Source organism: Citrobacter sp. 506 (assembly GCF_050434985.1).
Taxonomy (GTDB): domain Bacteria; phylum Pseudomonadota; class Gammaproteobacteria; order Enterobacterales; family Enterobacteriaceae; genus Citrobacter; species Citrobacter braakii.
Genome location: NZ_JBNDJN010000001.1, coordinates 756,055 through 769,344 on the forward strand (window position 1 = coordinate 756,055; position 13,290 = coordinate 769,344).

Sequence of the window (13,290 nt, forward strand, 5' to 3'; positions counted from 1 at the left end):
CCGCCTATACCCCAAAACTTTCGCCACAGCCGCATTCGTTCTGGGCTTTCGGGTTATGAAATTTAAATAGCTGATTTAATCCTTCGCGCACGAAATCAACTTCTGTGCCGTCGATGAATGGCATCGCCTGTAACGGTACATAAAGTCTGGCCCCCTCCGTTTCAAACAGCAGATCGTCTTTTTCCACCTGGCGAACGGTGTCCAGCACGTAGCCAAATCCCGCGCATCCCGTTTGCTTCACGCCTAAACGCACGCCTAACATGTCGGGCTGCTTTGCCACCAGCTCGCGGATGTGCGCCGCAGCCGCTGGCGTTAACGTCAGACCACGCCAGGCAAAATCGTCCGGGTTAAATGTTCCTGAATGCAATTCCATAGGGTTACCTCGAGTCACTAGCTTTCAAGCTATAATAACATGTTAGTGATAATGATTATCACTTCAACCCCTCAACAGCAGGGGCATTCGGGTTAATAGCCCTTTTTGACCCCTTTTACTAAGCATAGACCCTGCTGCGTGGGTTAACAGGGATGGATTTTTTTGTTCAATGCATTGATTAATAATGGATTAAGTAATTTCAATCGGCGAGACAGGTCGATAATCAAAAGATGTATAGAAAATGACTATTTCTGTGATAGAAGGGGTAACTTCCTCTGTCAGGCTATACCTAACCAGGGAGTTATCAGAGATGAGATTCGCAGAGCGGTGAACGGACAAAAGTTAACGGCTGGCTAACCACCCATTGCCATTTTTCACTCGCCCGTAGGCAGGGGTTATATTATTTTCAAGCTGATAGATGATGGATAAAATAACATTTAAGTTATATCGCGTTATTTGATTATGTTCGGTTGCAAAGGATGAACTGGTTTCCACAAGATTGAAATGATTATATTCCTGCAACAGTGCTAAATTTGGCGCAATCTCAACAGGAAACTGTTTATCATTTGGTGAGGTGAAAAGATAGATATTCGCAGTTTTATGTTTATCTCTGTAGATAACATCCTGCAGCATATTATCCAGCTTATTAATATTCGCTGGCGAGATGGTGCCCATCATCTCTTGTCCGACGTGCGTCCAATATCCTTTTGCAACATAGCTACCGATGTAAAACTGGGGGACTGCTGTAATGATGTTCCGAATGTTGTGCTTAATGCCGTAATACATCGACATCGACCCGCCTTTGGAAGCGCCAAGAATAGTCGTGTTAGTGGGTTTTACAAAATCAATCACCCCCTGCATGAGTAGACTAACCCCCTGCTCAATATCGAAATTCATTTTATTACACAAGTAATAAGCTGGCAGACCGCCAAAATCATCTTTAATCCATAGAATTGCAGAATGGCAATGGTCAAGCATGACAAAGTCGTAGATAGTAGCATCCGGGATATTAAATCCAGACATGACAATCAACAAATGCCGACAATCTCTGGAGGCTGGTTTGAATCGATAGTGAATCGGTGTCTGATTTTTGTAATTGAAAACAAGATTCTCTACCATTATTTAAACCCGGTTAACGTTTCACGGTGACCAGAACAGCACACACAGTAATGATTTACCAAAGCGTCTGTTCTGTATTCTCTGTGCGATATAAAGCGGTTATGATTCTTTAAACTTAAATGTCACCACGGCTATTTTTTGACAACACCGGTCTGCAGACTCACGGCAAGTAGGTACAATCCCGTTCGGGCACTACGTGAAGACAACAAAAAACCCTTAAGGCTGCTTGCTGGCAGGCTTAAGGGTTCCGGCCCCATCCGGCGCTTATCTCCGGCACTCACGATGGCTTAGCTCTTGAAGGGGCGATAAGAATAATCTCACTTCCGGATATGTTTTGTTTAACACAAATTGCGATTTGACTATTTTATAAGCGTATTCAATCAATTATTAGGCGCTGTTTTTCACTGAGCGCGTCCAGCAACAGGCGCAGTCCTGCAGGCTGATGCTCCCGCGAAAGATATAAACCATAAATTGGCAGGCTTTTAGGTTGAAGCTCGGGCAAGAGTCTAACCAGCTTTCCCTGTGCCAGCCCTTCCCGCGCCTCCAGTTCCGGCACCAGCGCAATGCCCGTTCCCGCCAACGCCGACTCACAGAGCAACGAAGAGATCCCGGCGCTCAAATTGCCTTTAATCGCAACAGCGGCAGCCCGTCCCTGGGCATCCAGAAAGTGCCAGGATTTTCCGGCAAACCCGCTGTAGTAGAGACAATTATGCCGCGTAAGGTCGTCGATAGTCTCAGGAGTGCCATGTTGATGCAGGTACTCTACAGACGCGCACAGTACCGATTTACAGTCGCCAAGGCGACGGGCGATAGTTCCAGGTTCAGGGTTTTCCGTTATGCGGATCGCCACATCAATGCGTTCTCCAACGAGGCTTACCGGTTGATTATTGATCTCCACCTCGATACGCAGTTGCGGATACTTCGTCAGAAACGCGGGCAGTACCGGCGCTAAAATATGCATAGCTGTAAAATGCGCACAGGCCACACGTAGCGTGCCAGAGGGAGTTTGCGCGGCGCTGGCGGCTCCAATATCCAGCGAAAGCTGCGCCAGAGAACGCGTTTTCACTAATGCTTCTTCACCCGCTGGCGTGATCGTCAGACGGCGCGACGAGCGATGGATAAGCCTTGCACCCGCCCATTTCTCCATCTCGTCGAGGTAACGACTGACCATCGGACGGGAAAGCCCCAGCGCACGCGCGGCGGCGCTCAGACTGCCCAAATCACAGATATGGTTGAATACCGTTGCCGCCATCACTCTGTCCATTGCATCCCATCCGATCGTTTTATGAAACTCAGCATGTCCTAATAAGGGAATTCTAACAGATCCGAATTTCCTTAAAATACAGGAACTATCAAAAGACAATTCCCTGCACAAGGATACCTGGCATGAAAGTTAAAACGCTGGCCCTGCTGTTACCTCTGTTCGCCTCTTCAGCCTTTGCCGCGACGCTACAGCTGGACGTCTACAATCCACAGGACAAGGCTATTTTCCCGGTCTCTTCAACGCTGGTTTCAGGACCGAAAGAAGCAATATTGTTTGACGCACAGTTCAGTACTAAAGATGGTGAACAGCTGGTGCAGATGATTCGCGCCAGCGGTAAAACGCTGAAGGCCATCGTGATCACCTCCGGCGATCCGGATTTCTATTTCGGACTGCAGCCTATCGTCAAAGCCTTCCCACAGGTAAAAGTCCTGGCAACATCGCACGTAGTAGACCATATCCGTGCCACCAAAGAGGCCAAACTGCAATTCTGGGGTCCGCAAATGAAGGATGGCGCACCAACATCGCTCACCGTTCCGCAAGCAACAACGCAAACGCATTTCACGGTTGATGGTGAAACGCTGGAGCTGCGCCACCCTAATGATTATGCAGCCTATGTCTGGATCCCGGCGAACCGTGCCATTATTGGCGGTACCGGCGTGGCGTCTGGTATACACGTCTGGACGGCGGATACGCAATCTGCAGAACAGCGTAGCGCGTGGCGTAGCGTATTGGGCGAAATGCAGAAGTTACAACCCACCCAGGTGGTCCCGGGGCATTACATCGGCGAACGCCCTGCGGGCGATAAAGCGATTCGCTTCACACAGGACTATCTGCAATCGTTTGAGCAGGCGTTAGGGGCGAAGAAAGGTTCGGATTATGTGATTAAAACCATCACTGCGGCATGGCCAGGTCTTGCAGACGCAAGTTCTCTGGAGCTAAGTGCGAAGGTTAATACTGGTGAGATGAAGTGGTGATTGAGATTTAACGCAAAAAATAACCCCGAACGCGTGTCGGGGTTTCATTACGATAAGCATACCGGAATCAATGAACGCCCATGCGCCAGGCAAAATAGATCTCTTCTTTTAGTTCAGTCGAAGAAAGCGTCAATAAATCCGCGAACTCCAGCTCTAACTGTTTCAGTCTTTTCAGGTACTGAGCTGGTGAAAGATCGGTTTTATCACGACGTAAAAACTCTATTGCCAGTTGGGCCGGGTCTAATTGGGTAGACATATCATCCTCGCTTGTGTTCAAAACCTGCACAGTATAACACCATTCCCTGTGCAGATAATGACCAAAAGCAATATGCATCACAAAATTGCTGTCGTCAGACGCGACGTGCAGCACAATCGTCCCTGCTCATCGAAGATTTCGATTTGCCATACCTGATGACGGGAGCCGGTATGCACCGCGCGACATACCCCTCTGACGCGCCCTTCCCGCGCCGAGCGAATATGGTTGGCGTTGACCTCCAGGCCCACCACTTTCTGCTCACCCTGAGTACACAGGTAGCCAGCCACCGAACCAATGCTCTCAGCCAGCACTACGGACGCGCCGCCGTGCAGCAAACCAAATGGTTGTTTAGTACGGTGGTCTACCGGCATTGTGGCTTCCAGCGTGTCATCGCCAATGTGCACAAAACGAATATCGAGCAGCCCAACCATATTTCCTTCACCCATGGCGTTGAGCGCTTCGAGTGTGACTTCACGTTTCCAGATCATCCTATAATCTCCAGCAGTGCCTGTAATGGATGGCGAACGCCCGTGCCTTCAACGCGTTTAACCTGACTGCGACAGGAGTATCCGGTAGCCAGACAACGGTTACGCGGCAATCGTTGCATTGCCTGGTGCCATGATAGCTCATAGATCCCCAGTGAGTTCTGATGATTCTTCACTTCGTGGCCATAGGTGCCCGCCATGCCACAGCACCCTACGCTGATGTTCTCCAGCTTTGCACCAAAGCGGGCAAAAATAGCCGCCCACTGAGCAGGCGCGCCCGGCAGGGCCGTCACTTCGGTACAGTGTCCAAAGAAGTACCACGGTTCACCGCCCACAGCGACTGGCGGCTGTGACTCCACAACTGTCGATAACCATTCGTTGGCGAGTAACACATGGAAATCGCCCCGCTGTTCCCCGAGCGCCAGTTTGTATTCATCGCGATAGCAAAGCACCAGCGCCGGATCGACACCCACCATCGGAATATTCAGCTTCGCCACCCGATTGAGAAACTCAGATGTTTTCTTTGCGGTTTTAGCAAAACGGTTTAAAAAGCCCTTAATATGCTGGGCCTTGCCGTTTGGCGAGAACGGCAGCAGTACCGGCTGCAAACCCAGCTTTTCAACCAGACGTATAAAATCAGCCACCACCTGTGCATCGTAATAGCTGGTGAACGGATCCTGCACCACCAGCACCGTACGGGCTTTTTGCTCAAGGCTGAGTAATTCGAGCTGTTCCAGCGTCATATTGGCGGAACGATGGCCAACCAACTGACGTTGAAGCGACGGCGCAGACAGCAGCGGTAAGTCGACCATGCCGATGTGCTTTTTAGCCAGATTACGCACCAGCGGCTGGTTGATGAAGAAGTTAAACGCGTTGGGCGCCCGCGCCATTAACGGCGCATAACTCTCAACGGTCGCCACCATGTGATCGCGCAACGGCCGCAGATAACGCGTGTGATACAACTGCAGGAAGCGTGAGCGGAACTCCGGCACATCGATTTTAATCGGGCACTGTGTAGAGCAGGCTTTACACGCCAGACAACCCGACATTGCCTCTTTCACTTCGTGCGAGAAATCGTATTCGCCTTTGCGCGCATGCCAGCTATTGCGGGTACGGGCAATCAGCGTACGTAAACTGGCACGTTTTTCCGGTAGCTCTTTTTCCAGCTGTAGCGGGTCAATCCCGCGATCTGCCAACAGACGCAGCCATTCACGCACCAGCGTAGCTCGCCCTTTCGGTGAATGGATGCGGTTGAGGCTGATTTTCATCGACGGACACATCGGGCTTTTCGCATCAAAGTTAAAGCATAACCCGTTGCCGTTACACTCCATCGCCCCACGCCACTCCTGGCGGACGGCCAGCGGGATCTGACGGTCATACGTTCCGCGCTTCACCGCGTCCACTTTCATCATCGGCGCATCAACATCTTCCGGTGGACAGATTTTGCCCGGATTGAGCCGGTTTTGCGGATCAAACACCGATTTCACTTTACGCAGTTCACGATACAATTCCTCACCGAAGAACGCCGGGCTATATTCTGCACGAAAACCTTTCCCGTGCTCGCCCCACAGCAGACCGCCATACTTTGCCGTCAGCGCGACAACATCGTCAGAAATGCGTTTCATCAGCACTTCCTGCTGCGGGTCGCACATATCCAGCGCCGGTCTGACGTGCAGCACGCCTGCATCTACGTGACCAAACATGCCGTAACTCAGGCCGTGGCTATCGAGCAGCGCACGGAACTCGGCAATATAGTCAGCCAGATGTTCCGGCGGAACGCAGGTATCTTCAGCAAACGGAATCGGCTTCGCGGCCCCTTTCGCATTCCCCAGCAGACCGACAGCTTTTTTACGCATCGCGTAAATGCGCTCGACGCCTGCCAGCTCGGTACATAGCTGCCAGCCTATAACACCCGCTTCCTGACGCGCAATTAAGCCATCCAGCCGTTCGCACAGTGCGCTGACTTGCGAATCAATCAATGCTTCATCGTCACCGGCAAACTCCACAATATTCAGACCCAGCATCTCTTTATCCGCCACATCGGTAATCAATTCACTTACCGAGTGCCAGACAATATCTTCCCGTGCCAGGTTAAGCACTTTGGAGTCGACGGTTTCTACCGACAGCGCGCGCGCTTCCACCATCACCGGGGCATTACGCAATGCCGAGTCGAAAGAGTCGTACTTAACGTTAACCAGTTGTCTGACTTTGGGTAGCGGCGTGATATCGAGACGGGCTTCGGTGATAAACGCCAGCGTGCCTTCAGAGCCGGTAAGAATGCGGGTTAAATCAAATTCGGTCATCTCATCGTTAAAGACGTGCCGCAGATCGTAACCGGTCAGGAAGCGATTAAGTTTCGGGAATTTATCAATGATCAGCTGTCGGTTGTCGCGGCAACGCTCATAAACCGTCTTGTAAATGCGGCCAATAGTGGTGTTGCTATTACCCAGCGTTTGGGCAAGTTCGACCGGCATTGGCTGGGTATCAAGAATATCGCCGCCCATTAGCACCGCGCGGATACCCAGCACGTGATCGGAGGTTTTACCGTAAACCAACGAGCCTTGTCCGGATGCGTCGGTATTGATCATCCCACCCAGCGTTGCCCGGTTACTGGTGGATAACTCGGGGGCAAAGAAATAGCCGTAAGGCTTCAGAAACTGGTTGAGCTGGTCTTTTATCACCCCGGCTTCGACCCGCACCCAACCTTCCTGCGCATTGATTTCAATGATGCGGCTCATATAGCGGGACATATCAACAATAATGCCCTGATTCAGCGCCTGACCGTTGGTCCCGGTGCCGCCACCGCGTGGGGTAAAAATCAACGAAGAGAAAAGAGGTTCCGCCGCCAGACGAGCGATGAGCGCCACATCTGCGGTTGAACGAGGGAATACGACAGCATCAGGAAGCAGCTGATAAATACTGTTATCCGTCGACATTGTCAGACGATCGGCATAGCTCGTTGCCGTATCGCCCGTAAATCCTTGCTGCTCCAGTGCCTGCAAAAAATTGAGCACCAGTTGAACGACACCTGGCGCCTGAGAAATTTGTGGAATCATTATAGTGACCCTTTCCTGCGGTCTGTGTTGTGAATTTAATCGTTTGCGTGTTGCTTTGTTTGTTGTATCACATTTTTTTCTAATACGCTCAGCAGATTTACAGGCAGAATCCGCCTGTTAAAAACCGCTGAAATTGCTCATCATTACAGGGTGTCATTTAAGTGTTCACGTCGCGTCAACGTTCTGGCGCAAAGACAAAGGTGAAAAGTATTTATGGTAAATTTCCGCCAGCCCAAGGATATTGCACAAGTGCTGCTATCGGCGCTGTTTTTAGCCGTCATGATTGTGGCCTGTCTTTGGATTGTTCAGCCCTTTATCCTCGGTTTTGCATGGGCGGGGACGGTGGTCATTGCGACCTGGCCGATCCTGCTACGCTTACAAAAATTGCTCTGGGGCCGCCGCTCGCTGGCCGTGCTGGTGATGACCCTGCTGCTGGTGCTGTTGTTCATCATTCCTATCGCGCTACTGGTCAATAGCATTGTTGATGGCAGCGGGCCATTGATCCATGCCGTAACCGCAGGCGATATGACCCTGCCGGATCTGGCGTGGCTGAACAGTATTCCGTTGGTCGGCGCAAAATTGTATGCCGCGTGGCACAGTCTGCTGGATATGGGCGGCGCGGCCATCATGGCCAAGGTTCGTCCTTATATCGGCACAACGACGACCTGGTTTGTTGGCCAGGCTGCACATCTTGGCCGCTTTATGATGCACTGTGGTCTGATGCTGCTGTTCAGCGCCCTGCTGTACTGGCGCGGTGAACAGGTGGCGTTAGGTATTCGCCACTTCGCTTGTCGCCTGGCATCCAAACGTGGCGATGCCGCCATTCTGCTGGCAGCACAAGCCATTCGCGCCGTCGCATTAGGCGTTGTGGTCACCGCGCTGGTGCAGGCAGTGCTTGGTGGCATTGGTCTGGCGGTAACCGGCGTGCCGTACGCCACGCTGCTGGCGGTATTGATGATCCTGTCTTGTCTGGTGCAACTGGGGCCATTGCCGGTGCTGGTCCCGGCCATTATCTGGCTGTACTGGACGGGCGATTCAACCTGGGGCACGGTGCTGCTGGTGTGGAGCGGCGTGGTCGGAACGCTGGATAACGTTATTCGCCCGATGCTGATTCGCATGGGGGCCGATTTGCCGCTGATCCTGATTCTCTCAGGGGTCATCGGCGGACTGATTGCCTTCGGCATGATTGGTCTGTTTATCGGCCCGGTGGTACTGGCCGTGTCCTGGCGTCTGTTCTCCGCCTGGGTAAACGAAGCCCCTGCGCCAGGTAGCGATCCGGACGAAATCCTCGAAGAAATTGCTGAAATCGAACGCAATAAGTAATCCCACGTCAGGCGGCACCGCCGCCTGATTGTTTAACATTGCTAATCAATTCCGCCCGCTTACTGAATAAGACCCAACGTTATCCTTCTTTAAATACTCATTTGCTTCGCAAATTATTTACAGTTTTTAAACTATTGAGATGAATCTGATCGACGTAAAAAATCAGTATGCCTACTATTAGCCCATGGCTTTAGATCAACACATTGATTTATAAGCATGGAAATCCCCTGAGTGAAACAACGAATTGCTGTGTGTAGTCTTTGCCCATCTCCCACGATGGGCTTTTTTTTGTCCTTCGCGCGGCTCGCCACCAACCTTACCGCACCACAGCTCCCCTCTTCCCCGTTGATAACCAAATAATATTGCACAAGATACTGTGACTCTCTTCAAGCCGAAATATCCACAGCAATGTTATTACTATTCCACCGTCTTTTATGAGGTGATCAAATAATGAACGCATTAGAACTCCAGGCTATCCGCCATATTTTTGCTATGACGGTAGAAGAAAGCGCTATGTATATCTCGCGGGATCACAATGTTGCCGCCTGGCAACAATGGGAGAATGGCGAAAGGGAAATCCCGGAAGACATCACGCGCATTTGTGCAGAAATGAAAGCCAGACGAAAGTTAAGAATTAACGCCATTATCGAAAAAATAAATAACCGTATCGGTAATAACACCATGCGTTTCTTTCCCGATCTGAACTCTTTTCAGGCGGTTTATCAGCACGATGATTTTCTCGACTGGAAAATCTATCAATCGGCCGCTGTTGAACTGTATGCCCACGACCTTGAGCGTTTGTGTTAAGAGACCGCAGCGCCACACTCATTTAGCCTCTTCGCTGAGTAATATATTATGAAAAACACCTATTTCTCCACTGCGATAGGGCTGTACTTTAATTACCTGGTACACGGCATGGGGGTCATTCTGATGAGCCTCAATATGTCTTCACTGGAACAACAGTGGCACACCGATGCCGCAGGCGTCTCAATTGTTATTTCCTCACTCGGCATTGGCCGTTTAAGCGTGTTATTGGTGGCGGGCATGCTTTCCGATCGCTATGGCCGTAGACCGTTTATTATTTTCGGTATGGTCTGCTACCTGCTGTTCTTTGTAGGCATCATCAATACTCACAGCATTTATATTGCCTATGCTTTTGGATTTTTAGCCGGAATGGCAAACAGTTTTCTTGACGCCGGAACCTACCCCAGCCTGATGGAGGCGTTTCCCCGCTCTCCCGGCACGGCTAATATCTTAATTAAAGCGTTTGTTTCCATCGGTCAGTTTCTGCTGCCGATGATTATCAGTCTGCTGGTGTGGGCAGAACTTTGGTTTGGCTGGTCCTTCCTTGTGGCGGCCGCGGTAATGCTAATCAATGGCGTATTTTTGTTTCGCTGTCGATTCCCGGCCCATCCTGGGCATCAAGCCCACCTCAAGGCATTACCCGTTGAACAGAAAAGCATACAATCTGAACATCGTTGTTCTCTTCTCGATCTCGCCAGTTACACTCTGTACGGCTACATCGCCATGGCGACATTTTATCTGATAAGCCAGTGGTTGGCACAGTACGGACAGTTTGTCGCCGGGATGTCCTACACCTTATCGATCAAGCTGTTAAGCATTTACACCTGCGGTTCTCTACTGTGTGTGTTGATCACCGCGCCACTGGCACGAAAGACAGGGCGCGCAACCTCTCTGTTAATGCTGTACACCTTTATCTCATTTATCGCATTGCTGATGGTCTGCCTGCATCCGTCGATCTACATGGTGATCGTCTTCGCGTTTGTCATCGGTTTCTCTTCAGCCGGAGGCGTTGTACAAATCGGTTTAACGCTGATGGCCGCACGCTTTCCCGATGCGAAGGGCAAAGCCACCGGGATTTACTACAGCGCGGGCAGCATTGCGACCTTCACCATCCCACTGATAACGGCAAGACTCTCGCAGACCAGCATTGCTCACATCATGTGGTTTGATACCGGCATAGCCGCGGTAGGCTTCCTGTTAGCATTGTTTATTGGCTATCGCAGCCGTATCGCGACAAAGCAGCAACTAAACATGGCGACGGTCGTAAAATAACGCGGATGCAATATTGTTCTCCCCCGTTGCAAAATAATTGGTCGCGGTTTTAAAACCTCAGCAAAATCTTGGTTGAAAGAATTAAGTTTCACAGTTGAGCATGCAACATACCTGGTAACTTAAACGCCATGCTATGTAGGCACAATATCAGCGCCTCGGTATATTAATCACAAGGTCGCCGCAATTTAAACAAAATCGACGAGCACAGAACAATTTTAAAATCCGCAAGGAGTTGTGAACATGTCTCAAAATAAGACCTTTAATACGCCATTCCTTTTGGCGATAATCTGTATTTATTTAAGTTATTTTTTACACGGCATTAGCGTCATTACACTGGCGCAAAATATGAGCTCTCTCGCAGAAAAATTCTCCACTGACAATGCTGGGATAGCCTATTTAATTTCCGGCATTGGTCTTGGTCGCCTGGTGAGTATTTTATTCTTTGGCGTGCTCTCAGATAAATTTGGTAGACGGGCTATCATTCTGTTAGGGGCAATTCTGTACATGCTGTTTTTCTTCGGCATTCCCGCCAGCCCGAATCTGATGATTGCCTTTATTCTCGCTGTTTGTGTCGGCGTCGCTAACTCGGCCCTGGATACAGGTGGCTATCCGGCATTGATGGAATGCTTCCCTAAGGCATCTGGGTCAGCGGTTATCCTGGTTAAAGCGATGGTCTCATTCGGGCAGATGATCTACCCCATCGTCGTCAGCACCATGCTGCTCAACCATATCTGGTACGGCTATGCGGTCATTATCCCGGGGGCACTGTTCGTCGTCATAACGTTGATGCTGCTCAAAAGCCGCTTCCCCAGCCAGATGGTGGATGCGGGCATTGCAAAAGAGCTACCGCAGATGAACAGTAAACCGCTGGTCTGGCTGGAAGGCGTAGCCTCCGTTATGTTTGGGGTGGCCGCATTCTCGACCTTTTACGTCATCGTAGTCTGGATGCCGAAATACGCGATGGCATTTGCCGGCATGGCAGAAGCCGACGCGCTGAAAACCATCTCTTACTACAGTATGGGATCGCTGGTCTGCGTGTTTATTTTTGCTGCACTGCTCAAGAAAATGGTTCGACCCATTTGGGCGAATGTGTTTAACGCCGGGCTGGCAACCCTCACCGCAGCGGTTATCTATTTATATCCATCCCCATTGGTGTGTAACGCCGGTTCATTTCTTATCGGGTTTTCTGCCGCAGGCGGTATTTTACAGCTCGGCGTTTCGGTGATGTCAGAGTTTTTCCCCAGGAGCAAAGCCAAGGTCACCAGTATTTATATGATGATGGGGGGCGTAGCCAACTTTATTATCCCATTAATCACCGGATACCTTTCAAACATTGGTCTGCAGTACATCATTTTGCTGGACCTCGCATTTGCTTTGCTGGCCTTCATCACCGCCATCATCGTCTTTATTCGTTACTACCGCGTATTTGATATTCCCAAAAATGATGTGCGGTTGGGCGAACGTTATTTTCAATAAATTGCTTAGAAGGAGTATCAAATGGACGTAACTGCAAAATATGAACTGATTGGTCTGATGGCCTACCCGATCAGACACAGCTTGTCGCCTGAAATGCAAAATAAGGCATTAGAAAAAGCGGGATTACCTTTTACCTACATGGCATTTGAAGTCGATAACTCCACGTTTGCTAATGCGATTGCCGGGCTGAAGGCCTTAAAAATGCGCGGTACCGGAGTCTCAATGCCCAACAAGCAACTGGCATGTGAATATGTTGATGAATTAACGCCTGCAGCCAAACTGGTCGGCGCGATTAATACTATCGTCAATGATGATGGTTACCTGCGCGGCTACAATACTGATGGCACGGGGCATATTCGCGCCATCAAGGAAAGCGGTTTCGATATCAGGGGTAAAACCATGGTACTGTTGGGCGCAGGCGGCGCGTCAACGGCCATTGGCGCCCAGGCGGCGATTGAAGGCATCAAAGAAATCAAACTCTTTAACCGTCAAGATGAGTTCTTTGCCAAAGCACAGGAATTCGCCAAACGTGTTAATGAAAATACCGATTGCGTGGTCACCGTTATCGATCTCGACGATCGACAGGCTTTTGCGGACGCACTGGCAAGCGCGGATATTCTGACCAACGGTACGAAAGTGGGAATGAAGCCGCTGGAGAACGAATCTCTGGTGACCGACGTTTCCCTGCTACGCCCGGATCTGCTGGTGACTGAATGCGTCTACAACCCGCATATGACCAAATTATTGCAACAGGCACAACTTGCCGGTTGCAAAACGATTGATGGTTACGGCATGTTGTTATGGCAAGGGGCTGAACAGTTTAAACTCTGGACCGGGAAAGATTTCCCTCTTGAGTATGTGAAACAGGTTATGGGTTTTGCAGCCTGA

At 50.4% G+C, this 13,290-nt stretch carries 12 protein-coding genes and 1 other RNA gene; 7 read left to right on the forward strand and 6 right to left on the reverse strand.

Translation table 11 applies throughout. The features are described 5' to 3' along the window. Positions 1-4: 4 nt before the first annotated feature. The 3 genes from sufA to ABIE10_RS03800 form a co-directional block, all read right to left on the reverse strand. Positions 5-373, reverse strand: a complete 369-nt coding sequence (gene sufA / locus ABIE10_RS03790) for a Fe-S cluster assembly scaffold SufA (RefSeq protein WP_153690418.1) — start codon at positions 371-373, stop codon at positions 5-7. A 342-nt stretch (positions 374-715) separates the two neighbouring features. Then, positions 716-1,492: a hypothetical protein gene (locus ABIE10_RS03795; protein ID WP_032947027.1), complete on the reverse strand. Its 777-nt coding sequence runs from the start codon at positions 1,490-1,492 to the stop codon at positions 716-718. A 376-nt stretch (positions 1,493-1,868) separates the two neighbouring features. Then, on the reverse strand, positions 1,869-2,756 hold the full coding sequence (locus ABIE10_RS03800; protein ID WP_029139523.1) for a LysR family transcriptional regulator: 888 nt from the start codon (positions 2,754-2,756) through the stop codon (positions 1,869-1,871). A gap of 122 nt (positions 2,757-2,878) precedes the next feature. On the opposite strand from ABIE10_RS03800, the gene ABIE10_RS03805 reads away from it, so the two are divergent. Next, positions 2,879-3,730 (forward strand): Vmh family MBL fold metallo-hydrolase, encoded by an 852-nt coding sequence (locus ABIE10_RS03805; RefSeq protein WP_429154773.1) that lies wholly within the window; start codon positions 2,879-2,881, stop codon positions 3,728-3,730. 67 nt (positions 3,731-3,797) lie between these two features. On the opposite strand, the gene ABIE10_RS03810 is transcribed toward ABIE10_RS03805, so the two are convergent. The 3 genes from ABIE10_RS03810 to ydiJ form a co-directional block, all read right to left on the reverse strand. Continuing rightward, entirely contained in the window at positions 3,798-3,986 is a 189-nt protein-coding gene (locus ABIE10_RS03810; RefSeq protein ID WP_029139522.1) for a YdiH family protein, read from the reverse strand. A 77-nt stretch (positions 3,987-4,063) separates the two neighbouring features. Next, positions 4,064-4,474, reverse strand: a complete 411-nt coding sequence (gene menI, locus ABIE10_RS03815) for a 1,4-dihydroxy-2-naphthoyl-CoA hydrolase (RefSeq protein WP_016152900.1) — start codon at positions 4,472-4,474, stop codon at positions 4,064-4,066. Further along, entirely contained in the window at positions 4,471-7,527 is a 3,057-nt protein-coding gene (gene ydiJ / locus ABIE10_RS03820) for a D-2-hydroxyglutarate dehydrogenase YdiJ (RefSeq protein ID WP_049281888.1), read from the reverse strand. The genes menI and ydiJ overlap by 4 nt, the downstream gene beginning before the upstream one ends. A gap of 213 nt (positions 7,528-7,740) precedes the next feature. Between ydiJ and ydiK the strand changes: the two genes are divergently transcribed. The 6 genes from ydiK (at position 7,741) to ydiB (ending at position 13,290) form a co-directional block, all read left to right on the forward strand. Continuing rightward, positions 7,741-8,850, forward strand: a complete 1,110-nt coding sequence (gene ydiK / locus ABIE10_RS03825; RefSeq protein ID WP_016156362.1) for an AI-2E family transporter YdiK — start codon at positions 7,741-7,743, stop codon at positions 8,848-8,850. A gap of 184 nt (positions 8,851-9,034) precedes the next feature. Further along, positions 9,035-9,142: antisense sRNA RprA (gene rprA, locus ABIE10_RS03830), an RNA gene on the forward strand. 158 nt (positions 9,143-9,300) lie between these two features. Continuing rightward, entirely contained in the window at positions 9,301-9,657 is a 357-nt protein-coding gene (locus ABIE10_RS03835) for a YdiL family protein (protein WP_019076677.1), read from the forward strand. A gap of 48 nt (positions 9,658-9,705) precedes the next feature. After that, positions 9,706-10,926 (forward strand): MFS transporter, encoded by a 1,221-nt coding sequence (locus ABIE10_RS03840; RefSeq protein ID WP_047500326.1) that lies wholly within the window; start codon positions 9,706-9,708, stop codon positions 10,924-10,926. A 240-nt stretch (positions 10,927-11,166) separates the two neighbouring features. Continuing rightward, positions 11,167-12,402: an MFS transporter gene (locus ABIE10_RS03845; RefSeq protein ID WP_181632585.1), complete on the forward strand. Its 1,236-nt coding sequence runs from the start codon at positions 11,167-11,169 to the stop codon at positions 12,400-12,402. A 21-nt stretch (positions 12,403-12,423) separates the two neighbouring features. After that, positions 12,424-13,290 (forward strand): quinate/shikimate dehydrogenase, encoded by an 867-nt coding sequence (gene ydiB / locus ABIE10_RS03850; RefSeq protein ID WP_016156358.1) that lies wholly within the window; start codon positions 12,424-12,426, stop codon positions 13,288-13,290.

What these genes read in the sequence shown, in the direction of transcription:
- ydiJ (WP_049281888.1), bottom strand. Translation starts at nt 7,527, where the DNA reads ATGATTCCACAAATTTCTCAGGCGCCAGGTGTCGTTCAACTGGTGCTC.
- ABIE10_RS03845 (WP_181632585.1), top strand. Translation starts at nt 11,167, where the DNA reads ATGTCTCAAAATAAGACCTTTAATACGCCATTCCTTTTGGCGATAATC.
- ABIE10_RS03805 (WP_429154773.1), top strand. Translation starts at nt 2,879, where the DNA reads ATGAAAGTTAAAACGCTGGCCCTGCTGTTACCTCTGTTCGCCTCTTCA.
- sufA (WP_153690418.1), bottom strand. Translation starts at nt 373, where the DNA reads ATGGAATTGCATTCAGGAACATTTAACCCGGACGATTTTGCCTGGCGT.
- menI (WP_016152900.1), bottom strand. Translation starts at nt 4,474, where the DNA reads ATGATCTGGAAACGTGAAGTCACACTCGAAGCGCTCAACGCCATGGGT.
- ABIE10_RS03810 (WP_029139522.1), bottom strand. Translation starts at nt 3,986, where the DNA reads ATGTCTACCCAATTAGACCCGGCCCAACTGGCAATAGAGTTTTTACGT.
- ABIE10_RS03795 (WP_032947027.1), bottom strand. Translation starts at nt 1,492, where the DNA reads ATGGTAGAGAATCTTGTTTTCAATTACAAAAATCAGACACCGATTCAC.
- ydiB (WP_016156358.1), top strand. Translation starts at nt 12,424, where the DNA reads ATGGACGTAACTGCAAAATATGAACTGATTGGTCTGATGGCCTACCCG.
- ABIE10_RS03840 (WP_047500326.1), top strand. Translation starts at nt 9,706, where the DNA reads ATGAAAAACACCTATTTCTCCACTGCGATAGGGCTGTACTTTAATTAC.
- ABIE10_RS03835 (WP_019076677.1), top strand. Translation starts at nt 9,301, where the DNA reads ATGAACGCATTAGAACTCCAGGCTATCCGCCATATTTTTGCTATGACG.
- ydiK (WP_016156362.1), top strand. Translation starts at nt 7,741, where the DNA reads ATGGTAAATTTCCGCCAGCCCAAGGATATTGCACAAGTGCTGCTATCG.
- ABIE10_RS03800 (WP_029139523.1), bottom strand. Translation starts at nt 2,756, where the DNA reads ATGGACAGAGTGATGGCGGCAACGGTATTCAACCATATCTGTGATTTG.